Source organism: Thermogemmatispora onikobensis (assembly GCF_001748285.1).
Taxonomy (GTDB): Bacteria; Chloroflexota; Ktedonobacteria; order Ktedonobacterales; family Ktedonobacteraceae; genus Thermogemmatispora; species Thermogemmatispora onikobensis.
In genome coordinates this window covers 1-25,788 of the sequence record NZ_BDGT01000061.1, presented here as the reverse complement: position 1 = coordinate 25,788, position 25,788 = coordinate 1, and the positions used below count along the sequence as shown (strand labels likewise).

At 61.2% G+C, this 25,788-nt stretch carries 19 protein-coding genes; 12 read left to right on the top strand and 7 right to left on the bottom strand.

Going from position 1 to position 25,788, the window contains the following annotated elements:
* Window positions 1-190, top strand: a 190-nt coding sequence (locus tag BGC09_RS19480; RefSeq protein ID WP_218104117.1) for an AMP-binding enzyme, incomplete at its 5' end; no start/stop codon positions are given.
* 172 nt (window positions 191-362) lie between these two features.
* Here BGC09_RS19480 and BGC09_RS19475 read toward each other — a convergent pair.
* Window positions 363-1,055 (bottom strand): hypothetical protein, encoded by a 693-nt coding sequence (locus tag BGC09_RS19475; protein WP_069805887.1) that lies wholly within the window; start codon window positions 1,053-1,055, stop codon window positions 363-365.
* 426 nt (window positions 1,056-1,481) lie between these two features.
* On the opposite strand from BGC09_RS19475, the gene BGC09_RS19470 reads away from it, so the two are divergent.
* The 9 genes from BGC09_RS19470 (at window position 1,482) to BGC09_RS19430 (ending at window position 17,161) form a co-directional block, all read left to right on the top strand.
* Window positions 1,482-2,210: a response regulator transcription factor gene (locus BGC09_RS19470; protein WP_069805886.1), complete on the top strand. Its 729-nt coding sequence runs from the start codon at window positions 1,482-1,484 to the stop codon at window positions 2,208-2,210.
* Between the two features lie 114 nt (window positions 2,211-2,324).
* On the top strand, window positions 2,325-3,869 hold the full coding sequence (locus BGC09_RS19465) for a sensor histidine kinase (protein ID WP_069805885.1): 1,545 nt from the start codon (window positions 2,325-2,327) through the stop codon (window positions 3,867-3,869).
* A 141-nt stretch (window positions 3,870-4,010) separates the two neighbouring features.
* The gene (locus tag BGC09_RS19460) at window positions 4,011-4,877 is read left to right on the top strand and encodes a sensor histidine kinase (protein ID WP_069805884.1); all 867 of its coding nucleotides are present in this window, start codon (window positions 4,011-4,013) and stop codon (window positions 4,875-4,877) included.
* A gap of 242 nt (window positions 4,878-5,119) precedes the next feature.
* On the top strand, window positions 5,120-5,359 hold the full coding sequence (locus tag BGC09_RS19455; protein WP_218104116.1) for a hypothetical protein: 240 nt from the start codon (window positions 5,120-5,122) through the stop codon (window positions 5,357-5,359).
* A gap of 31 nt (window positions 5,360-5,390) precedes the next feature.
* Entirely contained in the window at window positions 5,391-5,843 is a 453-nt protein-coding gene (locus BGC09_RS19450) for a hypothetical protein (protein WP_069805882.1), read from the top strand.
* Window positions 5,844-6,367: 524 nt separating this feature from the next.
* Window positions 6,368-9,154, top strand: coding sequence for a protein kinase domain-containing protein (locus tag BGC09_RS19445; RefSeq protein WP_069805881.1), 2,787 nt, complete (start codon window positions 6,368-6,370; stop codon window positions 9,152-9,154).
* 520 nt (window positions 9,155-9,674) lie between these two features.
* Window positions 9,675-12,431: a protein kinase domain-containing protein gene (locus BGC09_RS19440; protein WP_069805880.1), complete on the top strand. Its 2,757-nt coding sequence runs from the start codon at window positions 9,675-9,677 to the stop codon at window positions 12,429-12,431.
* Window positions 12,432-12,507: 76 nt separating this feature from the next.
* Window positions 12,508-15,375, top strand: a complete 2,868-nt coding sequence (locus BGC09_RS19435) for a protein kinase domain-containing protein (RefSeq protein ID WP_084659138.1) — start codon at window positions 12,508-12,510, stop codon at window positions 15,373-15,375.
* A 391-nt stretch (window positions 15,376-15,766) separates the two neighbouring features.
* Window positions 15,767-17,161 (top strand): DUF4097 family beta strand repeat-containing protein, encoded by a 1,395-nt coding sequence (locus BGC09_RS19430; protein ID WP_069805878.1) that lies wholly within the window; start codon window positions 15,767-15,769, stop codon window positions 17,159-17,161.
* Window positions 17,162-17,350: 189 nt separating this feature from the next.
* Here the strand turns inward: BGC09_RS19430 and BGC09_RS19425 are convergent, their stop codons facing one another.
* The 6 genes from BGC09_RS19425 to BGC09_RS19400 all read right to left on the bottom strand — a co-directional run bounded on the left by BGC09_RS19425 (window position 17,351) and on the right by BGC09_RS19400 (window position 21,774).
* Window positions 17,351-17,614, bottom strand: a complete 264-nt coding sequence (locus BGC09_RS19425) for a DUF167 domain-containing protein (protein WP_069805877.1) — start codon at window positions 17,612-17,614, stop codon at window positions 17,351-17,353.
* Between the two features lie 84 nt (window positions 17,615-17,698).
* A complete protein-coding gene (locus BGC09_RS19420; RefSeq protein ID WP_069805876.1) occupies window positions 17,699-17,977 on the bottom strand; it encodes a YggT family protein in 279 nt (92 codons plus the stop codon).
* Between the two features lie 7 nt (window positions 17,978-17,984).
* The gene (locus BGC09_RS19415; RefSeq protein WP_069805875.1) at window positions 17,985-18,482 is read right to left on the bottom strand and encodes a DUF6391 domain-containing protein; all 498 of its coding nucleotides are present in this window, start codon (window positions 18,480-18,482) and stop codon (window positions 17,985-17,987) included.
* Window positions 18,483-18,493: 11 nt separating this feature from the next.
* Window positions 18,494-19,231 (bottom strand): YggS family pyridoxal phosphate-dependent enzyme, encoded by a 738-nt coding sequence (locus BGC09_RS19410; protein WP_218104115.1) that lies wholly within the window; start codon window positions 19,229-19,231, stop codon window positions 18,494-18,496.
* A 146-nt stretch (window positions 19,232-19,377) separates the two neighbouring features.
* On the bottom strand, window positions 19,378-20,337 hold the full coding sequence (gene pgeF, locus BGC09_RS19405) for a peptidoglycan editing factor PgeF (protein WP_069805874.1): 960 nt from the start codon (window positions 20,335-20,337) through the stop codon (window positions 19,378-19,380).
* Between the two features lie 189 nt (window positions 20,338-20,526).
* Window positions 20,527-21,774: an LCP family protein gene (locus tag BGC09_RS19400; protein ID WP_084659135.1), complete on the bottom strand. Its 1,248-nt coding sequence runs from the start codon at window positions 21,772-21,774 to the stop codon at window positions 20,527-20,529.
* A 350-nt stretch (window positions 21,775-22,124) separates the two neighbouring features.
* Here BGC09_RS19400 and BGC09_RS19395 point away from each other — a divergent pair, with 350 nt between their 5' ends.
* Together BGC09_RS19395 and BGC09_RS19390 are read left to right on the top strand one after the other, a co-directional pair.
* Window positions 22,125-23,306 (top strand): M24 family metallopeptidase, encoded by a 1,182-nt coding sequence (locus BGC09_RS19395; protein ID WP_069805872.1) that lies wholly within the window; start codon window positions 22,125-22,127, stop codon window positions 23,304-23,306.
* Between the two features lie 287 nt (window positions 23,307-23,593).
* On the top strand, window positions 23,594-25,093 hold the full coding sequence (locus tag BGC09_RS19390; protein ID WP_069805871.1) for a hypothetical protein: 1,500 nt from the start codon (window positions 23,594-23,596) through the stop codon (window positions 25,091-25,093).
* Window positions 25,094-25,788: the final 695 nt, after the last annotated feature.

Sequence of the window (25,788 nt, the reverse complement as noted above, 5' to 3'; positions counted from 1 at the left end):
GCCCGAGCTGGCCAGCGAGCTACAAGAGCATGTTCGCCGCGTCACCGCGCCCTACAAATACCCGCGCGAGATTGAATTTGTCGAGACACTCCCCAAGACCATTTCTGGCAAGATCCGCCGCGTCGAGCTACGCGAACGAGAGCACCGTCGCAAGCTGGGCCAGAGTGGCCAGTCAGGAGCCTCCTCCTAGCCTGGCAGGCCGCTGCTCACCGAGGCCAGGAGGCCAGGAAGCGAGAAAGCAGCAGGCAAGACAAAAGGGGTCGGGCCAGCAGATCTGACGACCTGCGCCCGACCCCTCCTGTCTGCTGGCTCAGCCAGCATCATGACGCGATCAGACCATGAGACAGGAAAAAAGGAGGAAACTAGAGCGTACCAGACTTAAAGTGGCGGTTAACCAGCCGGGTAATCAGCGCCGGGTGCTTCTGCAGGTACTGCTTGATGGCGCTCGCCTGCTGCTGGGTGATGGTGCCGGCCTGGGCCGCGCGATCCAGCTCATGCTCGATGGCGTTGAGAACGATCGTATGGAGCTGGCTGGCTGAAATGTGCTGGGCATCAGCAATCTGCTTGAGCGTCTTGCCGGCCTGCAGCTGCGCTTTGAGCTGATCAGCACTCAGATGCAGACCCTGAGCGATCTGGTTCTCCAGATCGGGCAGGTAAGGCTTCAACTGCTGGCGGATGGCGAGCCGCGTCGCGCCTTTGAGCACAGCGCTGCAGCCCGGGTGAGTCGTCAGACGCTGCTTGATGGCCGTGGCTTCGCTCTGCGTCAGCTTGCCATCCTTGACCATCTGGTCGAGGACATCGCTGAGGGCGGCATTGCTATCCTGGCGCAGGGTTGCGACCGAGACATGCAGACGGTTCGCCAGATCCTTGAGCCACTGCTGACAATAGGCCCCAGTCTTGCTGGCCGCAGCCGGCGTCGCTGTCGCCTGCGGGCTGCCGCTCTGGCCGGTCGCGCTGGCCAGTAGCGGCCTGGCAAAGAGGGCGCCGAAAACGATACACAGCAGCAAAAGCACAGCGCCACCACCGATCAAGAACGCCTTTTTCATATGCTTCATAGCGGCATCGCTCCTTTTTCTTCTCGCTCTTTCAAGAGTAGGCTCTTTGACGTCACAGAGTTCTCCCGAGCACAAACAAGACAGACATGCTCAGTCAGTGCCTGGGGCACATGAGGAAGGGAGCGAGCCCCATCTACTTTCTCTGGCATCCGCTCGCTCTCCCTGGCGCTAAGTATCATAGCGCTCAGAGATAAAGAAGTCCTCAATGAGAAGCTCAAGATTTGCTCAAGATTGGCAGAGAGGAAGGGAGCCGCCGGCTCAAGGGCCGGCTGGCAGGAAGAGCATATGATACTATTATCTAACGGACAGGAGGTCGCGCGTTCCGGCGCGCCGCCGACCCTGGCGCTCCCAATCCGTTCCCCTGGGTGGGGCAAACCAGGCGGGAGCGCGGCGGCCAGCTGAGAGCGGAGCGCGCAGCAGCGAGCAATGGCACAGAAAATCCTCATCATAGAAGACGAAGAGGGTATCATCCATTTACTCAATCTGTACCTCAAAGATGCGGGCTACAGTGTCGTCGCGGCCCACGATGCGGCGGATGGGTTGGCCCTCCACGCCCGCGAGAAGCCGGACCTGGTCATTCTCGACATCATGCTGCCGGGGCTGGACGGCTTCGAAGTCTGTCGTCGCATTCGTTCCTGGTCCTCCACACCTATTCTCATCCTGACGGCCCGTGGTGACGAAGACGATCGCATTCGGGGTCTGGACCTCGGAGCCGACGATTACCTGGTCAAGCCCTTCAGCCCGCGTGAGCTGGTCAGTCGCGTGCGGGCCATCCTGCGTCGCACCAGCGGAGGCGGTAGCGAGGGCAATGGTGGCCAGGAGAAGCGCGAAAGCGAAGTGCTGCGCTTCCCCGGCCTGACCATTGATCTGCCCGCGCGGCGCGTTGAAGTTGACGGGCGCGAAGTTGCCCTCACTCCGACCGAGTTCGACCTGCTCGCTCTGCTGGCGCGCTCGCCCGATCGCGTCTTTACCCGTGAGATGCTCATGAACAAAGTCTGGGGCTACGACTACCTGGGGGATGGTCACATCATTGACGTCCACATCAGCGCCCTGCGCAAGAAGATTGAAACCAATGCCGAGAGGCGCTACATCAAGACCGTCTGGCGCGTTGGCTACAAATTTGACGCCACTGGCGCCCTCAAAGGAACACGCTAGGCGAGGCGAGGCGAGTTGTGTCAACGGACAACGGAAGAGGGCCGTTGGCAGAGTCAGTCAGGCGGTGAATCGTGAGCGGTAGCCTGCGTAAGTGAGAGAAAGGGGGCGAGAACGATGCGTACGCACTGGTGGCACAGCATTCGCTGGAGGCTGGCGCTCGGCTCTATGCTCGTTGCGCTGCTGGCAACTGCCCTGCTGGCGCTCATTATTTTGTTGTCCGTGGCCTACTTCTATGGTCTGGACCAGCGCCAACAACTGACGGACCTGGCCAGCGGCAGTGCCCGGCGCATTGGCAGCGACATGCAGGCCCATCAGCGCACCCTGGCAGGGGCCGCCAGCGATGTCCTGGCTCCCATCGTACGCGGTGCTCAAGGGCAGGACTCCCTGGTCATTGTCTATGCCTATCTCCCGCGGGCAGCCACCCATCTGCAGCCAGTCTATCCGGCCCTCATCCGCGGGCGGCCCACCCTGGCCACTGTCCTGCTGGCCTCGACCGACCCTGATCTCAAGATCAACTACGCCCGGGTGCGCACCGCGCTCACCCAGGGCACACATGGACAGCAGACCGTTGCCGACATAGGCGATGGTGGCCCCCCAGGTTCTACCCGTCCCTTCGTGGTTGCGCCCATCTTCTACGGAGGCGACTCCCAAAGCGGTCCAGTCGTCGGGGTCCTCTTTGTCACCTCGCGCTACGCCCTGGAGGGCACCATGCCCCCGCTGGTGGCCACCCTGAGCCGCTCCGTCCTCATCGCCTCCATTGCCGTGGCCCTCATTGCTGTCCTGGCGGCAGTCCTCTTCTCACGCACCATCACGCGCCCGCTGGCCAAACTAACCCGCGCCACACGACAACTGGCCAGCGGCCACTACGACGTACGTGTCCAGACCGGGGCCAAAGGCGAACTGGGTGAGCTGGCCCACAACTTCAACGAAATGGCGACCCAACTGCAACGCGACGTCGAGGAGCTGCGCAAGCAAGAGCTGTGGCGGCGCGAACTCATCATGAACATTACCCATGACCTGGCCACGCCCCTAACGGCCATTGCCGGCCTCGGCGAATCCCTCATCGATGGGGTCAACCGCAGCCGCGAAGACTATGAGGCCACCGGTCGCATCATCGTGCGCGAAACCCTGCGCCTGCGTCGCCTTGTCAGGGACCTGCATATGATGGCCAAGATGGAGGCCGGCGCCTTGCAGCTGCAGCGCAAACCCGTGCGCCTGGCTGTCCTGGTTGATGAAGTGCTGGCCGTTCTGACGCCCGAATTTGAACGCGCCAACGTCGAACCGTGTAACACCATCGACTACAACCTGCCGCCAGTCCAGGCCGATCCCGATATGCTGACCCGCGTCTTCTCCAACCTCTGCGACAACGCCCTGCGCCACACCCCACCGGGCGGCATGGTCGTCATCGACGCTGTGCAGCAGGAGCACCAGATGGTCGTAGCGGTCACCGATACCGGCAGCGGCATTCCCACCCAGGCCCTGCCACGCATCTTTGATCGCTTCTATCGCGCCGATGAGGCGCGCCGCGGCGACACCGGGGGCAGCGGCCTGGGCCTGGCCATTGTACGCGCCATCGTCGAAGCCCACGGCGGCAGGATCTGGGCCGAGAACGTGCCCGGGGCCGGGGCCCGTATCCTCTTCACCTTGCCTTTGCTATAATAATCGCAATGGCCCGGCACCGCCGCCTGAAAGCGCCTGGTCGCCAATTCTGTCATGTTGACACCAACTATAGAAAGCAAAAACGCTTGCACCATACCCGCACCATATTTCGGCTGATGAAAGACGAGAGTGGAAGCAACCATGAGCAATGAGCAAGACAGCGCCGCAGCAGACGAGGTCTTCGAGGATGACGAGCGCAGGAAGCTCCAGAGTCGACAGAAGAGCGAAAAGGGTGACGGTCTCACCCTAAGCGATCTGCCCCTCGCGCGCATCGCCCACGAGCTACGGGCGCCCCTGAACCGCATCAACGGCTTTCTCGATCTGCTCCTCGCCGCTGAAGCAAGTGCCTTCGGAAGGAGCGAGGCCCCCGACGGGTCGGAACTCTCCCAAGAGGCGCGCGACTACCTCCAGCGCGCGCGTGCCAGCAGCGAGCAGCTCTATCTCTCGCTGGAAAACTTGCTCTGTTGGCTAAGAGCCAGCAGTGGCCAGCTACGCCTGAGCAGCAATATGGTGGCCCTGGAAGACCTCATAGAGGGCGCCGTCGAAGAACTGGAGTATAGCGCACGGCTGCGACACCTACGGCTAGAGAAGCGCTTCGCTCAGGAGCTACTGACCCACTACCGAAAGATACGAACCGACAGCCAGCGCGCGCGCCAGATTCTGCGCAACCTGCTGGCCAATGCCCTTGCCTATACCCCCGTTGGGGGACGGATCAGCCTGGAGGCCACGGCTGCCACGCTGCCCACTGGCCTGGTGGGCCTGGCCATCAGCATCGCCGATAGCGGCGTGGGTATCCGGCCCGAAGCCCTGCCACAGATCTTCGAACCTTTCTATCGAGCCGAGCCGCCGGCTGGCAGCGAGCAGCTTCTGGAGGGCAGCGGCGCCGGTCTGGGACTGGGACTAAGCGTCGCGCGCCTCCTGGTTGAGCAGCTCGGCGGGACGATCGCGGTGCAGTCTACACCTGGGATGGGCACCACCGTCAGCGTCACCTTGCCCACGCTGACATAAAAAAGTACAGTCATGCAGCCCTTGACTCAGGTTGGTAAAGCGTGCTATCCTGATTCTAACCTGTATCAGGCTCCCATCCTTCGCCCCAAGGTCAGATCAGGAAGAGCTGAGGCGAGGTAGAGCGCTGGAGCAAGCGCAAGGGAGGGAGTGAAAAGCAAGGAAAGGGAGACCGATGCAGGTCAGCTCGGTTTGTCTAGTGTGCTTGCTTGTCTGTGAAACAGAGAAGGAGTTTAGCTTTGGGAATGCTACGGGTAATGTCCCGTCGCGGCGACGATCGGATCTCCTGGGATCTGCAGAAGGTTGAGGCCAGCGATCCCGAAGCTCTGGCCGCTGTGCGCGAGGCCGAACGTATCTTTCGCGAGGAGCGTATGCGTGGTGCCACGGCCTTTAAGGTCGAGCCAGGCAAGCCAGCGCAGCGCATCGATGAGTTTGATCGAACAGCCGAGCAGATCGTGGTGGTGCCGCGCGTCGTAGGAGGCTAATCGGCGCAACCGGCGAGGAGCGTAAGCAGCTATGTTAGAAACTCTGACGCTCTTCCTGGGTATCTGGCTGCTCTTTTTGCTGCTGGCCATCTATTATCTCTCTCGATCCCTCGAAGGGAACAGCGTCGGGCCGCGCCTCTCGCGCAATGAACGCCTCTCTGCCGAGAGTCGCGCCAAGGCGCTGCTCCGCGAGATGTTGACGGAGAGCCAGTATCAGCAGCTGATTAAGTACGGATACCTGGAGGTGGCTAGCCCCTCGATCAGTCATCGCGTCTACCGCATTCCCGGTGCCGGTGGCCTGGTCAAGGTCTATGAACGCGGCTGCCCCATCATGGAGCTGTGCCTGCAGCCCGCCGAGCCTCTGCCCGACGGCGATGTGGTGGTCATGCACAAGCTGATGATCGAGGGGAACGAAGAGGAATATCTCAAAAAAGCAAACCACTTCGCTCCCGGGATCATCTCCTTGCGCTGTCAGCACCTCTGAGGCATCTTTGTTCTTGGTAGCAAGACCTGCCCATAATATAGCTCTCTGCTGCGTGCAGGTGGGTCAACCTGGCTGAGCGCCGGCTGGCGAAAGCAGAGCGCCTCTTTGGTTGAAAAAAGCAAGCTGCCTGATTGACTGACTGACTGACCGATCGATCGACCGCTTGCTCGCTGCTCTTCCTGGCGCTTCGCCTTGGCCTGGCCCCCTGCTCGTGGCCTGGGTAGCTGCTGCTCTCTTCCTCTTCCCCTCTCCCCCAACGCCTCCCCTTATGCTGCAGCTGGGCCTCACCGACAAAGCTCCTGCTTTTCTCCCTGCTTGTTAATCTCTCCCCGGTAGAGACGTATTTCTTCCTAGAGGGGGTATATGTCTGTTCTGAACACGTGCAACAGGCGATGTGTCCAGTGTCTCTGATTGGATGTAGAAAGGGAGAATCTCCATAAGAGGAGAGTGACAGTTAGCATTGGCTCTCTCTTCAATTCGTGCCCAGCCATCATATTCGGGCAAGGAAGGCAGGTACACGAACGATGCAATGTCCTCACTGCGGGGCAATGACTCGCCCTGGGGCCGGCTTCTGTGCCCACTGCTTCGGTCCTCTGCCAAGGGAAGCCGCCACCGATGGGGCCAGCGTCGTTGCTGGAACCCTGGCGCCAGGCAGCTTTCTTTACGGCGGGCGCTATTACGTCTCTCGCGTGCTCGGTTGGGGTGGGGCAGGCGCTGCAGTGCTGGCCAACGATCAGCAGCATGGCGGCAGGCGGGTGGTCATCAAAGAGCTACTCACTGAGGCCACTGATCCCTGGCGCCGTGAGCAAGATCTCAAGCAGCTCAGGCTTGAAGCCTCCCTTCTGGCACGCCTTGATCATCCATTCCTGCCACGAGTGCTTGATCATTTTCTAGAGGGAGAGCGCTACTTTCTCGTGCAGGAATACGTAGAAGGAGAGCACGCAGAGAAGCGGCTCGCGCAATCTTCCTGGCCGCTCTCCGAGCGCGATGTACTCATTTACGCCTCTGAGCTTCTCGATCTACTGGACTATCTTGAGAATAACGTACCTTCTATTTTTCATGGGGACATCAAGCCAACGAACCTTGTCATTGGCCAGCGAGATGGCGATGTTCACCTGGTCAACCTGCTTCCCCCCACGGCGCAGCGGGCCCGCAATCGGCTGCGTCAGCGTCCGACCATTCTGGGGACGCCGGGGTATGCGGCGCCAGAGCAATATCAAGGCCAGGTTGATCATCGCTCCGATCTCTATGCCCTGGCTGCTACCCTCCACCAGCTCTTGACTGGCTGGGACCCTCGGCAGCAGCCGCCCTTTAGCTATCCTCCTGTTCGGACCCTCCGTCCTGGCATTTCCCCTGAGACCGAGCGCGTGCTGATGCAGGCGCTGCAGCGTGACCCTGGCCAGCGCTACCAGCATGCTGCCCTCATGAAGCGTGAGATCGATGCCATTTTGCTCCATCACTTCGGTGTACCATTTAGTCCTCCTGCCCCCGGCGCGGTGGCTGGGCCAAGTACGCCCCTTTCGCTGATGGAGAGCACGGTGCCCGCTTCGAGATGGCCTGGTCTGCCCCAGACGCCTCCTCCGGCTTCCATCGCACAGGCGGAAAGCCCGCAACTACTGCCGCCGCCCTCGCCTGCTGCAACTGCCTCGTCGGTAGGGCCTGGGTCTCAGCCTCTCAACAAGCAGCAGTCTTTGCTCTCCAGGCCGCTCACTCTCGGTCGCAGGAAAGTTCCTTTGTTGCATCTCCTTGTGGCCGTCGGCTTGCTGGTGGTCATTCTGGGAGCGACCGTCTTGCTGGCTCTGCCGCACGCCGTGAGACAGAGCGGATCAACGGCGGCTACACGTCCCGGGGCCTCGCCGCCGGTAGCGCCTTCGCCGCCAGCTTTGAAGAATGGCCTTGGCGCCTATACGGTGGTCGATCCTGCGACAGGTCAGAAGGACTACATCGGCATCAGCGATGGCCGGGCTGCTTTTGACACGAGCCGCCCCGATGGCAAACTGAAGCAGCAGGCGGCCCAGCACCTGCAGAGCGGAGATATCGCCGGGGCCGCTGCCCTTTGGCAGTCGGCTCTCAGCCTCGATGAGAATGATGCGGAGGCCCTCATTTATCTGGAGGATCAGCGCGTCCTCTCCTCGGGCAGCCCCTATATCACTCTCATCGTCGCCACCATGCTCAGCGGACCTGATCCCGCGGCAGTAGGAGCCGGACGAGGTGACCTGCAAGGGGCCTATCTGGCTCAGAAGGAGTACAACAGCGGCGGGAAGCTCGGGGATGGACTGCAGGTGCGCTTACTGATCGCCAACTCTGGCGGCAGCAGCCTCTTTGCTACCACTGTCGCGCAGCAAATCGTCCAGGCGGCCCAGGCTGATAAAACGATCGTGGGCGTCATGGGCTGGCCCTACAGCTCGCGAGCCCTCAATGCCCTCTCCATTCTGGCACAGGCCCATCTGCCGATGGTCTCGGAGACGGCTTCGAGCGATTTGCTGACGGGCCGCTCGCCCTATTTTTTCCGCGTCTGCCCCTCGGATCAGCAACAGGGGCTCATCGGGGCCGATTACAGCTATCAACGTCTGCAAGCAAGACGGGTGGCCCTCTTCTTCGACCCTGCCGATGCCTACAGCCAAAGCCTGGCTACCGCCTTCAGCACACGCTATCGCAGCGATGGCGGCAGCATTGTCGTCCGCGAGCAGTATACGGTTGGCAAACCGGCGACCCTGCCGGCCCTGTTACAAGATGCCCTGACCCATCAGCCCGACCTGATCTACTTTGCCGGCTTCTCAGCTGATATCGCCTCTTTGCTCAGCAAGCTGCCGACCTCTGGTCCTTTTGCCCATCTGCAAGTGATGGGGGGCGATGGCCTCTATTTGCTGCAAGGCTATCCCAGCAACGCCCGCGCTGGCTTCCTGCGCCTCCATTTCACGGCGTTCGCCTATCCTGATGAGTGGGGCTATTTGGGGTTGCCCCAGCCGGCCTTCTTTACGACCTATGCCCAGGTGTTCAACGCCAGCGGGCAGCATGGTGGCTATGGCTATACCCGACCCTTCACGGACAGCATCCTGGCCTACGATGCAACGCTGGCCCTCCTGCAAGCCAGCAAGCTGCTTGTCAGCGGCGGCAAGACAACTTTCAGCGGCCAGGACCTGCAGCGAGCGCTGACGCAGCTCAATGGCCCACACAGCATTCAAGGCATCAGCGGCTCCATTGCCTTCGGCAGCGATGGCAATCCCCAAAACAAGGCGGTAGTGGTGCTGATGGTTGATAATGTCGGCCATATTAGGCTGGAGTCCATTCAGGGCCACTTTTTGAAATAGGCAGCTCCTACCTCTGAGGGTCGCACACTGGCCCCGGTGCCAATGACGACCTGGCCTCCAACACGAGCGGCTCTGCAACAGGGAACGCCTGTCGATCGTTCTTCTTTGTAGAGCCGCTCAGTCCGGTCCCGGCTCTCTGGCTCTGGCTGGATGACCTTGTCTACGCATGGCAGCCTTTAACTTTCGCCCTCAGTATGCGTATTCTATCTGATAGAGAAGATCTCTGATAGAAGCGTGATGCGCTGGCTGGCTGGCTGACGGCGAGCGGAGATAGCTGGTTATCTGCTTGATCCGGCCAGGCTTTCTCTCGTGTGCACCCGGCGCTCCTGGTCGATCCTTGCTCTCCCTCAATTCTGCCAGGAGAAGAGAGATGGCAACCTGATGGACGACTGGCCGAGGTTTGGGAGGCAGGCCACTGAAAAGCCAGACCGTCGGTTGGCCCATCGGTGCATGCAGCAGCGCAGCGATCAATTCGGATGAACAGGCTTTGCCATTGGGCAGAGGAGGCAGGCGCGAAGCTATGGAATGTCCTCATTGTGGCGCAGCCAATCGCCCCGAAGCGCGCTTTTGCAGCTCTTGTGGCCACCCTGTGCTTGCTGGAAGCAGCTCGCCTGCCAGTAGCCAGACGATGGCAGGCCCCTTGATGCCGGGTACGCGCCTGCAGGGGGGGCGCTATGAGGTCGTCCGCCTCCTTGGACGAGGGGCGAGCGGGGCCGCCCTGCTGGCCATCGATCATCGCCTCAACGGCAAGCGAGTCGTCATCAAAGAGCTTCTTTCGGAAACGAGCGATCCCCTGCAACGCCAGGAAGAGCTTAGGCAGTTCAAGCGCGAGGTAGCACTGCTGGCCCATCTGGATCATCCTCTCATCCCCGCCGTCACTGACCACTTCCAGGAGGGCGAGCGCTACTTTATGGTCGAGGAGTATATCGAGGGCCAGAACCTGGAAGAGCTGCTAGAGCGCCGGCAGGGTCCGCTGGGCGAGCGAGAGGCCCTGATCTATGCTACCGATATTATCGATATTTTGGCATATCTGGAGCTGCAGACCCCGCCGGTGGTCCATTGTGACATCAAGCCGGCCAAGATCGTGATCGGTGCCAGCGACGGGCATGCCTATCTGGTAGGCTTTGGCGTCGCCCGGGCCGAAGGGGTGCGCAGTGCTCTGCGCAGGCAGACGAGCGCGTTTGGTACTCCTGGCTATGCCCCACCGGAGCAGTACCAGGGAAAGGCCGACCCGCGTTCCGACCTCTACGCGCTGGCGGCAACCCTGCATCAGCTTCTGACCGGGCGCGACCCGCGTAACTATCCGCCTTTCAGCTATCCAGCGGTGCGTAGCCTGAATCCGCAGCTCTCGCCAGAGATTGAGCGCATCCTGCTCTACGCTCTGCAGCCGGAGCCAGATCAGCGCTACCAGAGCGCCACCGCCATGCAGCGTGATATCGAGGCTCTGCTCTTCCAGCGCTTTGGCGCCATCTCCGGCACTCGCCCTATCACACCAGAGGAACCAACGCAGGCCACGGGGAACTTTGGAGGCATGCGGACCACAGGGGGCGCGGGCCCACTGTCGCGCGACTGGCCTGGTCCGGGGTCGGCTGCCGCTGCCACCTTTATTCCTCCTGCCAGTGCAAGTGGTAGCAGTCCTGTTCCTGCCCCCTTCTCGCTGGCGAGCGGTGGAGGAGGAAGGCGCCCCTTCCCGCTGAGGGTCCTCTACCTGGCCCTGCTGCTGCTTGTCATCGCGCTCGTCATTGTGGGCAGCCTCCTGGTCTTCCTGGTGCCGCGTCTGGTCAGCCGCAGCGGTCCAGCAAGCTCTCTGGCTCAGGGCAGGACGATCACCCCGCCGCCGGCTCTCAAGAAGGGTCTTGGGGCTTACAGCGTAGTAAATCCCGATACAGGCCAGAAAGACTATATTGGCCTCAGCGACGGCAGCGTGGCCTTTGACGTCGCGCGTCCTGACGGCGACCTCAAGCAACAGGCAGCCCGGCGTCTACAGCAAGGCGACATCAGCGGAGCCACAGCTCTCTGGCAGTCGGCCCTTGATATCGACAGTAACGATGCCGAAGCCCTGATCTATCTCGAAGACCAGCGTGTCCTGGCCTCTGGCAGCCCCTACATCACCCTGGTCGTCGCCACCATTCTCACCGGGAACGACAGCGGCGCTGTAGGGACAGGGCGCGACAACCTCCAGGGGGCCTATCTGGCTCAGAAGGAGTACAACAGCGGCTACAAGCTTGGCTCGGGGGTTCTGGTGCGCCTGCTGATTGCCAACTCGGGGGGGAGCAGCCTCTTTGCGGCCACCATTGCTCAGCAGATTGTACTGGCGGCCAGAGCGGATAAAACCATTGTTGGTGTCATGGGCTGGCCCTACAGCTCGCGCGTGATACCTGCGCTGCCCATCCTGAGCCAGGCGCAGCTACCAATGGTCTCGCCCAGCGCCTCCAGCGATCAGCTCAGCGGTAAATCGGCGTACTTTTTCCGCGTCTGCCCCTCGGATCAGCAACAGGGAGCCGTCGGGGCCGACTACGCCTATCAGCACCTGCGAGCCAGGCGCGTGGCTCTCTTCCTCGACCCACTTGATCCGTATAGCCAGAGTCTGGCGAACGCCTTTAGCCGGCGCTACGTCGCCGACGGCGGAACGATCGTCGTTCAGGAGCGCTACCGCGTTGGAAAGCCGTCCAATCTGCCGGCGCTGCTGCAAGATGCCCTGATGCGGCGTCCCGATTTGCTCTACTTCTCTGGCTATGCCAGCGATGTAGCCACCCTCCTCACGAACCTGCCCACGACTGGCTCTCTGGCTGGGCTGCAGGTCATGGGTGGTGATGCGCTCTATCAGCTGCAAGGCTACCCGAGCAGCGCTCGCGCTGGTTTCTTGCGTCTCCACTTCACAGCCTTCGCCTATCCCGACGAGTGGGGCTATCTGGCGCTCCCCCAACCGGCCTTCTTCACGGTCTACCCGCAGACCTTTAATGCCAACAGCCGCCACGCCGGCTATGGCTACACGCGCCCGGACAACGATGCCATTCTCTCCTATGATGCCACGCTAGTGCTGCTGGAGGCCAGTCGGCATGTGCTCAGCAGCGGCGGAGGAAAAACCGTCTTCGGCGGCCCAGAGCTGCGGCAGGCCCTGGCCGAACTCAAGGGGAACCAGGCGGTACAAGGTATAAGCGGTGTCATCTCCTTCGGGTCGGATGGGAACCCTGACAACAAGGCCGTCGTCGTGCTGATGGTCGATAACGTCGGTCATATTAAACTAGAGTCGGTTCAAGGCCGCTTTCTCAAATAGGGGGCAACTTCTCCAGAGAAGAGAAGCGAGCAAGTCAACGTTTTTATATATATGTTATTCACAAGGTAGGCTGAGCATGAGATGCCCTTACTGTGGTGCTACCGTACGCCCGGGTGGGCGCTTCTGTAACCAATGTGGCAGGCGACTAAATGCTGAGACAGGTGATCTCAGCGGCGCCCAGCAAACCCAGGCTCAGGGGCCGGAGCAGGGACAGAAAGTGTCGACCTCGCTGCGACCTGGTGACCGGCTTCAGAACGACCGCTATGTCATCAAGCAGATTCTGGGCGAAGGGGGGATGGGGGCAGTACTTCTGGCCGAGGACACGCGGCTCAACAACAAGCTTGTCGTCATCAAAGAGCTGATTTCCGACAGTAGCGACCCGGCCCAATTGCAGGAGGACGTACGCAACTTCAAGCGCGAGGTAGCGACGCTGGCCAGCGTTGATCACTTTCTCGTGCCAGCGGTGACCGATCATTTCCAGGAAGGCTCGCACTACTTCATGGTCCAGGAGTATGTCGCCGGGGAAAACCTCGAAGAGCGTCTAAACCGCCTGGGGCGGCCTTTATCCGAGGACGATGTCCTGGTCTACGCCTCTGATATCCTCCTGGTTCTGGAGTACCTGGCCAGTCGCAAGCCGCCAATTGTCCATCGCGACGTCAAGCCGGCCAATATCATCATCGGCAGCAACGATGGCCGGGCCCACCTTGTCGACTTCGGCATCGCGCGTCCTGATCTGGCTGCCGACGCGGCCCGCAAGCAGACGAGCGCGCTCGGCACGCCCGGCTACGCCCCACCGGAGCAGTATCAGGGGAAGGCCGACCCACGCTCGGACCTCTATGCCCTGGCAGCCACCATGCATCATTTGCTAACCAACCGCGACCCGCGCGAGCATCCGCCATTTGTCTATCCGCCGGTGCGCACGCTCAACCCGCGACTCTCGCTGGAGGTCGAGCACCTGCTGACCCGTGCCCTGCAGAACGATATCACCAAGCGCTACCAGAGCGCCAGTGAGATGAAGCAGGACGTTGACCAGATCCTGGAGGAGCGCTTTGGCCTGTTGGGTGCCAGCCTGACCACGGGGGCTCATCCCATTACGAGATCGCGCCCGCAGAGCGGCGGCTTCGGCTATTCCGGTCCCACCCCGGCCAGTCCACCGAGAGGCACGAGCACAACTGTAGGCACACAAAGCGGGAGTCCCTTTACGCCGCTCCCGTCCACGATGCCCTCAACGCTACCCGCCGCCCAGGGGCCTGTCACCGGCCCAGTACGAGGCCAGCGGCAGCGTCAGGTCGGGCAAGCGCCACAAACCCCTCCGCCTCCGCCTGTCATCCAGCCTGGCCTGTCAGGCAAGCGAGGCTACAATGGCCAGATGATCGCCAGTTTTCTGGTGCTTGTGCTCGTGCTGATCCTCATCGGAGCCATTGCCCTGGGTGCCTTCAGCGGCTTTCGCCAGCGCCTGCAAGGGTCGGGAAGCTCGCAGGAGCAGAGCAGCGCGACCGCACTCAGCACGGCGCTGCCGGCCAACATCAACGGCATTGGGGCCTTCACCATCAAGGACACCGAGGGACAGTCTGAGCTGCTGGGCCTCAGCGATGGCAGCATCATCTTCGACACAACGCGGGCTAGCGGAGATGCCAGCCTCAAGCAGCAAGCGGCTGAGAGCTTCAAAGCTCATGATTACGCCTCCGCCCAGTCCTATCTTGCCCAGGCCATCGCCGATGATACCAACGATGCCGAGGCGCTCATCTATCAGGAAAACCTGCGTGTCCTGGCCTCTGGCTCGTCTTACCTGACGCTCGTCATCGGAGCCATGCTCAGTGGACCTGACGTCGATGTCGGGCGTGAGGTACTTCAGGGAGCCTATGTCGCGCAGCGTGAGTTTAACGACTCCAACGCCCTCAACGGTCTCAAGCTACGCCTGCTCATTGCCAACTCGGGCGGCGAAGACAACTACACCGGTACGGTGGCCCAGCAGATTGTGCAGGAGGCTCGCAAGGATCGCACCATTGTGGGAGTCATGGGCTGGCCCTTCAGCTCGCAGACCATCAATGCGGTAGGGGTGCTGGCTCAGGCTCAGATCCCGATCGTCTCGGGGACGGCCTCCAGCGACCAGCTCAGCGGCCTCTCGCCCTACTTTTTCCGCGTGGTGCCCTCCAATCAGGTCCAGGCCAGCGCCGGGGCCCGCTATGCCCTGCAGGTCCTCCATGCTCACCGCGTGGCGGCCTTCTATGATCCAGGCAATACCTATAGTAGCAGCCTCTTCCGCGACTTCCGTGATGCCTTTACCCAGGCAGGGGGACAGATCGTCGCTGAAGAGCATTACCAGCGCAGCCACACCGGGCAGTTGCCAACCCTGCTCTCGGATGCCCTGGGCAAGAATCCCGATCTCATCTACTTTGCAGGCTATGCCAGCGATATTACGCCCTTGCTCACGTATCTGCCTACCACGGGCACATTCGCCAGGCTGCCCGTCCTTGGCGGAGATGCTCTCTACCAGCCGCAGGGCTACGGCAACGCCAAGCAGGTCTTCACGCGCCTGCATTTTACCTCCTTTGCCTATCCTGATGAGTGGAGCTATCTGGGACGTCCTCAGCCTCCCTTCTTCAGAGACTACGCTCGCCTCTACAGCGGCAACGGTCAGCACAGCGGCTACGGCTACACCCGCGCTGACTTCAATACCATCCTGGCCTACGATGCCACGGAGACCTTGCTGGAAGCCTATCGACGTGCGCTGGACTCGGGCGGCAATCAGCAAAGCCTGACGGGGAGCAAACTGCGCCAGGCCCTCACCACAATTAGCGGCAGCGGCGCGATTCAGGGTCTCAGCGGCCAGATCTCCTTTGCCAGCAACGGCGACCCCGTTGATAAGGCGGTGGTCGTCCTCAACGTAGATGCCCAGGGACACATCAAAATTGCCTCCATTGAAGGCAAGTTCTTCAAGTAGCAGTCCCGCCGCGGTCCCAATACCGCGACCAGGCTCCAGGCGCGACCGCCCTGGTCCGCTCCATTCCTCGTGCCAGACCGGAGCGGACAGGGCGGTCGCACTCTCTTGCCGCTGACTGCAGCCCCCGGCTCACCCCCCCCCTCCCCTCCCAGCAAAAATCTCTTATCAATTTGGCATTATTCTTCACAAAGATGTTGAATTTATGACAGCGTTGTGGTAAAATCACCATAGAGATGGCTTTAATAGTCAGAGCTATGGTGATTTTATGCCTTCGCTGCCGGAGGGCAGCGGGTATGGGCCATAGCTGTGAGGTCTGGAGACGCACTGTATTCGATCTGTGGATTAAGAGGACACAGTAGGAAAAGAAGAGAAAGAGAGGAAGAAAAGAGCAATGGTACAACAGCAATTGTTCCCTGTTGGTCGGCATCCGCGCGTGAGCGTGGAGGATCTTGCGGGAAGCCTGGAGGTCTGGGGTTGGGAAGAGAACAGCATAGCGGTGGAGGCCGCTGGCGAGCTGCCGGAGATCAGTCAGGAGCAAGATCTCCTCAAGATTCGTGGCGGGGTCGGCGATCTGACGCTGCGCATCCCGCTGGGCAGCCGTTTCTTGGGGGGATCGAAGGCCATCACTGATCTCTATGTGCGGCGCCTGAGCGGGCATGTCAGCATTGAGAAAGCGCGTGACGTAGTGCTGAGCGAGATCAGTGGAGGGACCAGACTCAGCCATTGTGAAGGCGACCTGGTGTTGGAAGCCATTCAGGAACCGGTAGAGGTGCTGGCCTGTGGTGCTGACCTGCGGGCGCGGGGCCTGGGGACCCTTCGCGTGCGGCATGGGGTTGGGGGGAAGGCCCAACTGAGCGAGCTGGAGGAAGTTGATATCGACCATATTGGTGGCGATTTCGAAGTGCGTCAGGTGCGGCGTCGCTGCCAGGCAGGCAACGTAGGCGGCGACTGTCGGCTTGAAGAGAGTGCTGAAGCCGCGCTGTCACTGGGTAACGTAGGCGGCGACCTGCGCGTCGTGCAGGCGCTGCGCCTGGACGCCAGTAACGTTGGAGGTGATGTCTTCATACAGGCGCTGGCTGGCGAGGTTGAGCTAGGTAACATTGGTGGCGATCTGAGCGGGGTGGCGCTGGCTGGCCCGCTCCGCCTGGGACATATAGGCGGCGACGTTGATCTGCGTGAAATAGGTGGAGGCGTCGAAGCCAGCGCGGTCGGCGGTGATCTCTCGCTGGCCGGTACGTTTCCGGCGGGCAGCTATACGCGCTTGCGTGTTGGGGGCGATGCGCGTATCATCCTGCCCGAGCAGTCCAATCTCAAGATAGAGGCAGTTGTCTCGGGTTCGATCAGCGGCGCCAACGTGCCTGTTCCTGATGGGGGGGCCGTGAGTCTCACCTACGGCGATGGTGCAGCCACAATGGAGCTGCAAGTTGGAGGCGACCTTAGCCTGCGGGGAGCGGGTGCACCAACAACCTGGGGACTGAGAAGACCGTCCTGGTCCTGGGACTGGGGACCCGCCTGGGATCAGTGGGGGCGGCAATTGGGACGAGAATTTGCCTCTGTCGGTGAGGAGCTAGGGCGTCTGGGCCGCGAGCTAGGGCGTGAAGCTTCTGAGATAGCCCGTGAGCTGAGGCGGCGGCGTAGCTGGCGTATTGATCTAGCCGGCGGGGGCTGGACTCATGAGCGCAGCAGCGAAAGCGCTGAAGCCCGTGCCGCCATCCTGCGCATGGTAGCAGAGGGGCGGCTCTCTCCTGAAGAGGCCGATCTGCTCCTGCGCGGCCTGGAGAACTGAGTACCTGCGCCAAAGGAAAAAGTAACTCCTCTGCATAAGAAGGGAGGCGCTGCCGCGCCAGGTGCTCCCGTCTGCCAGCGTTGGGCAGCGTTTCCCGCCCGATCCTCATTCTGACGCTGAGCCGGCCCGGCTGGCCCCGAGAAGCTGGGCCGGGCCGAGGCAGTTACCATCACGGGCGCGTGGCGCAGCTCAGGAGCCACGACTTAAGCGGCGCTGGATCTCCTCCAAAGTCAGGCCCTCCAGAGCCAGCACCTTCTCACGAGCTGTGGCTCCGTGGACAATCCTCACCTGGTGCTGCCCAATTCCCAGACGGTGGGCCACCAGAGCGAGCAGGGCCGCGTTGGCCTCGCCCTCACGCGCCACTGCCCGCACCCATGCCCGCAGGCGTGAACCATCCCACTCCAGCGTCTCCCGTCGGCTGCCCGGTGTCACGCGCACCTGCACCCTCAGCATCTTCTGCCTGTCATCTCGCAGGCTTGCGCGGCCTGGCTTCCCGCCTGCCTGTCTGCCTTTTCCCATCTGTTCAGCAACAAGAAGCTACCATGTTGGAGGTAATGCCTGGAGCAGCAGCACCATCAGGGTATACAGCAGGAACATGGTGATCATGAACGAGACATCGATGAACATGATCGGCGGCACCAGCCGGCGCACTGGCTTGATGAACGGATCGGTGTAACTCGCAAGGAAGCGGAAAAAGCCATAGCGCTCATCCAGGCCGAACCACGAAGCGATGGCCCGCAAGACCAGCGTAAAAAGGATCAGGCCAATGCCATACTGAACAATCCAATGAAGGATTGGGATCGGCAGACCAAACATAATAGCATCACTCCTGAGCAGTACGGACCTCAATCACCTGAAAGCCGAAGATCTTCCGGCGCCTGATCTCGGTCACGCGCACGCCGCGCAGGTCCGGCAAAGTGGTCACATATTTCTGGACCAGCTCCCCCAGGGGGCGCGCTGCCAGCAGCCCGGCCAGAGAAGAAAGGACCGTCGAAGTGACCCGTGTACGTGTCCGCGAAGAAGCAAAGCCCAGCATGGTGCCGATGGTCACCAGCGAGATCCCCACGGCCAGATTGGTGCCGCAGTTGGGGTGAATCGCCAGCTCGGCCTCGCCGGCCTGAAGGCGCTGGAGAGCCTCCTCCGCAGCGTGGCGCAAGACCTCCAAATCAACGTCGCTGCCGAACATCAAAAAGCCATCGGTTGTCGCGCGAGCGGAGACGCGCAGATCGGGCACCATGCGGCTCAGGATGGTGACCGTCGCGTGCTCCAGCGCGTGGTTCTGCCGCATGCGGCGGCTGAAAAGAAAATCACCAGGTTTCATCGTCAAATCCTTCACTGTCGCGGGCGCTCGCCGAAAATCGCCCGCCCGATGCGCACGATAGTGGCGCCTTCCTCGATTGCGACCCAGTAGTCATCGGTCATGCCCATAGAAAGGTGCTGCCAGGGGCACTGCGGCAGCAGCGTGCGCAGACGTTCGCGTAGCTGACGCAAGGTTCGAAAAACAGGGCGCACCTCTTCGGCATCGCTCACCAGGGGAGCCACCGTCATCAGGCCCTGGACTTCCAGCTGAGGGAGAGCGGCCACCTGGCGGGCGAACTCGGGCAGCTCATCCGGGCCGACGCCGCCCTTACTGCTCTCGCCGGCCACATTCACCTCCAGCAGGATGGGGATGCGCCGCCCCAGGCTGGCGGCATGGCGATTGAGGACCTGAGCGCTATGCCAGCTCTCGATACTTTCCACCCAATCGAAGGCCTCGGCCACCTTCTTCGCCTTATTGCTTTGCAGGCGACCAATCATGTGCCAGCGTAGCGTAGGGGGGTGGAAAGCAGCGATTTTCGGCAAGGCTTCCTGCACCCGGTTCTCGCCGAAATCGGTCACGCCAAGATTATACGCTATCTTCACAAATTCGACAGGAAACGTCTTGGAGACCGCCACGAGCGTGATCTCCTCCGGGTGGCGGCCTCCTCGTGCAGCGGCCTCGGCTATCCTGTTGCGTACTCGCGCCAGATTAGTCGCCAGCCGTTCTTGTAACTGCTCTTCCGTGCCATAGGCATACGACTCTGTCATCATTGCCTATACCCTCCTGCCCTCTACTCCAGGTCAGGCCTCCTTGTCGCAGCCGGAGTCACAGGCCAGGCAGGCGGACGCTCTCGGCCTCAGCCTCTCTGCTCCTCGTCTGGCCATCGTCCTGCTGATCTCGCTCCTGGGGAGTGGACTCAGGCCCCTTCGGACCGCAGCGCCATCAGCACCGGGAAGCGGCCCGTGCGTCCCCGCTCAGCGCGATACGAAAAGAAGTCCGCCTGGTGGCAGGCCGTACAGAGACCAGCGAGCGCAATATGCTCAGCCCTCACCCCGGCCAGCAAGAGCTGCCGCCGGTTCGTCTCCCACAGATCCAGACGGAGCTGTGGCTCATCAGACGGAGCCGCTGAGTCCTGGGAGGCAGGTACCAGAGAGAATACGGCAGATTCGGCTACCAGGTTACGCAGGTCTGGGCGGACAGGCAGCTCAGCAAACTCGCGTCGGCCATAGAACAGATCGCGCACCGGCTCATCTACCGTGTAGCAACAGGCGCCGATGCCTGGTCCGATACCGACCAGCAGATTCTCAGGAGCGCTGCCAAAATGCCGATGCAGGGCCTCAACCGTTGTCAGGGCGATCCCGCGTGCTGTGCCGCGCCAGCCGGCATGCGCCAGGGCGATGACCTGGCGCTGGGGATCATAAAAGAGCAGCGGCAGGCAGTCGGCGAAGGACATCGCCAGGACCACATTGCGCTCCGCTGTCATAATGGCATCGGCCTTGCGACGGGGGCGAGGGGTCCAGACCACCTGGCGACCAGCCACCTCCACGGCCCGATAAGGCCAGTCCAGAAGCCAGTCTTCCCAGTGAGCGCCCTCAAAAAGGGCCACCTCGGCGCTGTGGATCTGCCACACCGTGGCGCAGGGCCAGGCTTCCAGACCAAGGGCCTGCAGTGCGAGCAGGCGGTTGGCCGCTGCAGCCTCCGGCTGATCTTCCTTAAAAGAGACATTTAAACTGGCGCAGGGAGGCTGACTGTAGCCTCCGTGGCGAGTAAAGATAGCATGGACGAGAGTTGGGAACTGGAGCAGATGCTCAAACTGCAAATAGCGGACGGGACTAGATGGGGCGCCGTGTGTGGGTGCGGCTTGCTGCTCAATCACGAAGGCTCCTCGCGCTGAGAGTGAGTTTCTCTGGAGCCTATTGTAGCACATTGCCGCTAGCAGCGGGCGAGCGCCGTATCTGGACCGCGCACACACTCCTCAGTAGGAGCGTGCGGCAGGCAGGCAGGCACACAGCGCTCTCACCTGGCCTGCTCGGTGCGTCGTCACCGGTCGCGTACTGAGCGCAGCTCAGGAGCCGGCGACGTGGCAACTCTCGACATCGCCGAGGCCGAAAATGCGGTTGATGAGCGGCTGAATGTTTGAGCAATTGGGCAAGATCACCGACTGATCGGCGCCGACGGAAGGATCGTAGACGGTGGTCAGCGTCCCATAGTTCTGGTCACCGGGGCCCGGGCCGAGCGTGACCTGATGAATAGCACTGGAGGAGAGCGTACGGCCATAGTTTGCGAAGCCGATCATTTCCCCCTCGCTGAGGTCCGTATAGACCTTGCCCTGCAGATCAGCGATGAGCGACGAAAGATGCTCGATCACATTGGCCACACCTAGCTTCTTCTTCAGCGCCTCCAGCACCTGCTGCTGGCGCTGGGTTCGTCCTATGTCGCCGACCAGATCGGCATGGCGCGAGCGGACATATTGCAGTGCCTGCTCGCCCGTCAGATGCTGAGGCCCGGCTGGCAGATAAACACGTCGATAGCCATAGGGGGTAGAGGCCTTGGCTCCGACATCATCGGGGTACGTATCGTCAACGATAGGATGGGCAAGATCGATATCAACGCCACCCAGCGTATCGATCACCTTGGCAAAGCCCTCCAGACCTACCCAGGCGTAGCGATCGATCGTAATGCCATAATCCTTCTCAATCGTCAGGCGTGCCAGGCGTACCCCATCATCGAAGCTATTGCGTTGGATAGCTCCCAGAAAGAACGCCTGATCGATCTTATGCATGCCTCCCACCTGGGGGATAGAGACCCAGGAGTCGCGCGGGATCGAAACCAGAAAGACCTGGTTCTGCTGCGGGTCGATGTGGACGACCATCATGACCTGGGTGAGAACGGCAGGAAACGTATATTTGCCGTCGTTATCGCTGCCTAACAAGAGGATATTCCAGGGGTGACCGGTGATGTCGGTCCCGCTGGTTGGCTGCACGTTGGTGGGCTCCGCGCTGCTGCGGCTCACCGGATGAACAAAGTGCGAGACCGGCTCCTGGATTGCTGTCTGAAAGTAGTAGTAGCCATAGGCGACCCCTCCTCCCAGCAAAAGAACGACCAGCAGCAGCACTACCAGCAGTACACGCCCTAGCGGGCGTCGTTTCCTGGGGGCTTTCAGTCTGCGTGTCGGTAGCTGCTCAAGGGCGGAGGCGGGCCTCCCCGGTCCGGCCTCTAATTGTTGGGTTACCTGTTCCTCCACTGGAGGTTGGACCTGGGCAGATAGCTGATCAGTCTTGGATTGCCAATCTGGCTGCTCCTGGCTTGTCATAGCGGAATCCTGCCGACAGACTAGAGAACTCTCAACGATGTGATCCCCTGCGAAGGTCCCCCGCTCCTGACCTTTATAACATTCATGTATAACGATGTATCGACCTCAGAATACTCGCGGGGTTAGAGGAATTCACGCTGTGCATCTTGGAGAATCGCAGGCTGACCTGAGTGAGTGCCTGGCTGCTGGTGGGTAGCAAAGGCAGAGCAGGGCCATTCACCTGGCTGGAAAACGACGGGCGCGGCAGGTGGTAGAATAAACCCTGAAATCGCGCCTCACCCGAGCGAGAGAGGGAGGGCCAAGCGGGAACCGAAGGAAGCGACAAAGAAGAAAGGAAGGAGCAAGCTAGCATGAACCTGGAGCATATTCAGCAGGCCCTGCAAGAGGAAGGACTACAGGGCTGGCTCTTCTATGATTTCCGCCGTTCCAATCCCATTGCTCACCGGATACTGGACCTGCCGCGCGAGCAAATGTTTACCCGGCGCTGGTTTTACTGGGTACCGGCCCAGGGGAAACCGATTGCCCTGGTCAGTGCAGTTGAGCCGCATGTGCTGCGCAGCCTGCCGGGAGAGCAGCGTATTTTCCGTTCCTGGCAAGAACTCCATGCCCAGCTGCGCGACCTGTTCCAACCAGGCTGGCGGATCGCAATGGAGTACTCGCCTCACAACGCCATCCCTTATCTTTCCCTCGTTGATGCCGGGACAGTTGAGCTGGTGCGCAGCTATGGCGTCGAAATTGTCAGCTCAGCCGACCTGGCCCAGCACTTCGTCGCGCGTCTGACGCCCCAGCAAATCGCCAGCCATCGTGAAGCGGGGAAGCGTCTCATCGCGGCCAAAGACCAGCTTTTGGAAGAGCTAACGAGCGACCTCCGGGCAGGGAGGAGCCTCGATGAATATAATGTTCAGCAGCGCTTTCTGGAGCTCATGCGGGCCCGGGGACTGCTCGTCGAGGAGCCGCCGCTCATTGCTGTCAACAGCAACGCTGGCAATCCACACTACGCGCCCACAGCCGACCACCACAGCCCTATTCAGCGCGGCGACCTCCTGCTCATCGACTTCTGGGCCCGCCTGCCCGAGGTGGAGGCCATCTATGCCGACTACACCTGGATGGCCTTCGTCGGTCGACAGGACGAAATTCCTCCGCGGCAGCGAGAAATCTTTGCTCTGGTCTGTCAGGCGCGCGACGCGGGACTCGACTTCGTCCGTCAACGGCTGGCGGCGGGTCAGCTTCTGCAAGCCTATGAAGTTGACGACGTTGTGCGTGCTGTCATCGCGCGGGCCGGCTATGGCGAAGCCTTTGTCCATCGCAGCGGCCACAGCATCACCACTGCGGAACACGGTGAAGGAGCGCATCTTGACAATCTCGAAACCCATGACGAACGTCGCCTGCTGCCAGGAACCTGCTGCTCGCTGGAGCCGGGCATCTATCTGCCCGACTTCGGTGTACGCAGCGAGATCAATCTCTTAATCCACGAACGAGAAGTAGAAGTCACCGGCGTTCCGATGCAGCACGAGATTGTTCCTCTACTCTAGCGGGTTCTGGCTGGGCCAGGAGCGCGTCGGCGGTTCAGCGTGAGCCAGCTGGCCAGCCAGTCAGGCCATCCCGGCAGCCAGTGCGCCAGGCAAAGCCGAGCCACTGGCGGGCGATTCAGCTACAACGTAGCAGCGGTCTAAAGCGTATAACTGGTAATCAGAGATAGCGCGATGAGAGCGAGGGCGCAGCCCAGCCTGCTTGCAAGCGAGTGAACAGCCAGCCAAGCTGACCAGCCTGAGCAAGAGGCTGGTCGGTGAGCTGTGCCCAGAGCCGGGAGGCAAAAGACATGAGCAATGAATGGGAACAGAGTACCAACACGCCGGGCAATCCGCTCGGCCCGAACGACATAGATAAGCGCCTTGAAGAGCTAGGGCGGGCTTTGACCCAAGGAGTCAACGAAGTTCAGCAGCAGCTCAAAAAGGTAGTGGATCGCGCCAGCACCTACTGGCAGCAATCGCAGACAGTGCCGAGGCCAATGCCGCCCAGTGACATCGAGGAGCAAAGGATTCGTCAGCTTGTCAACAGTTGGTCTGCCGGTAACTGGCGTGTGGCGCGGGACCTGGGCACCTACATGGACATTGTTGCCATGAGCCGAGACGAAGTCTGGGAGATCAGCGTGCAAACGCGCTGGGAACACCGGGCTCTGGAGATTGTGAGCGAGCCATATAGCGGTCAGGCCCCTGGCAAACCCCAGCCCCTGCTACCTGTCTGGGACTACGAGCTGCCAGCGGTCAGCGATCTGCGTCCTCCCGCGACACGCACGCGCCTGGAGGGCCTGGATGAGCTGCTTGCTTGTACAACCTGTAATGGTACCGGGCATGCGCTCTGCACCGAATGCAGCGGGCGGGGCTGGATTACCTGCCCTGACTGCCGTGGACGGACCCGCAAGCGCTGCACGACTTGCCGTGGGCGCGGCTACGTAGCTGATTGGGCCGAGCAGAAAAAGCGGCCTTTCCTGCAGCGGCGCGTCGAGAAACTGACCAACGCCCTCGGTGAGCGCGTCTCCACCGTCTTTGAGGGCATTCGCCAGCAGGGGCTACCGGTCCCCAATCCTCTGGACACCGACCCGGCCAACAAGGGGCGCGTCATTCCCTGCCCTGACTGCATCAATGGCGAAGTTGACTGCGACTGCGTGACCGGCAAGCGCGTCTGCCCCGCCTGCCAGGGCGCCAAGTCCACGCTCTGCCCCGCCTGCAACGGCACTGGCAAGATCGTGCGCCATCGTGAGATCGTGCGCAGCTTCGAACTGCGCACACGGCACCGCTTTGTTGGCACCGACGCCTTGCCTCAACAGCAGCTGCTGAAGGCCGAGGGAGAACTGGTCTTCAGCGCCGAAGTTGATGAAAACCTCCATCCCGAAGCGCCACCCGACGCGGTCCCACTCGACATCTGGCAGGCTGCCGTGGAGGAAGTACGTACGGCGGCGGCGGTCTCTGGACGCGCCAGCGCTGAGGCAGTCCAATCGAGCCTGCGACCAACGTTGCAAGTCCTGGAGCTGGTCCGCATTCCCTATATCAAGGTGGACTACCGCTACATTGATCGCGACTACACCCTCTACATCTACGACGGCGAGGGACATGAGAAATTCTACGCAGCCTCTTTCCCGCCGCGCTGGGACCGCATTGAGCGCCTGGTGCGTGCCATCACCAGCGACCTGGCCACGCCAACCCAACTGTCGCAGCCCTTCGGTACAAGCGAAAACTCGCAGACACCTCGCGGCTATCGTGTACCAGTCGAGAAGCCACCTTATACCATAAGCGAGAGCGACGAGGAAGAGCCCCTCTAAATACACGGGGCCGGCACCGCACGCTGGTTGCTCCCCCGCCCGGTGCCGGCCTCCTTCCTCACCTGCTCCCCCACTGCTGCCGAACCTTACTCCCCTGCCCTGGCATCGACCACCACCAGCTCGCTGGGACTCCACCAATCTGGCCAATTTTTTCCCCCATTTGAAAAATTCCCGGTTACCCCCTTGACAAGATCCTGGCCCTATGGCATAATTAAGTCCGCGCCGGACGGAAAGACGGTCAACAAATCTCTCGCAGAAATTCTCCACAGAGATTTCAGAACCGCGGCACGGTGTCCTCAGTGTAGCACCCTTGAGAGAGCACAGGCTAAGAGCCGCTCTGTCGGGATGCAGATCGAATGATCCTGAGTGCAACTTGAAACGCGGCTGATCTTTGTCTGTCTTTCCGACGGGATAGAAGCGATTAACAGTGCACCTTGACAATTGAAGAGTGGAAAACAGCAGAGGCGGATGTGCTGTGTTCGCCAATGGTCGCGCTGTTTGCTAGCCCTCGCGCCCAGCACAGGTAATGCTGTGCCGGTAGCATTGGTTCGCAGACAGACATCCAGGTGAGCAGCGCTGATGACTTCGCTGATCCAGAGCTGAACATTTGGCGGATGGTTCGCTCAGCGGAGGCTGAGGAGCCAGTCGCTGGAGATAGAGCCTCGATCTCGATGAGTGATCGAGGGAAAGCAGAA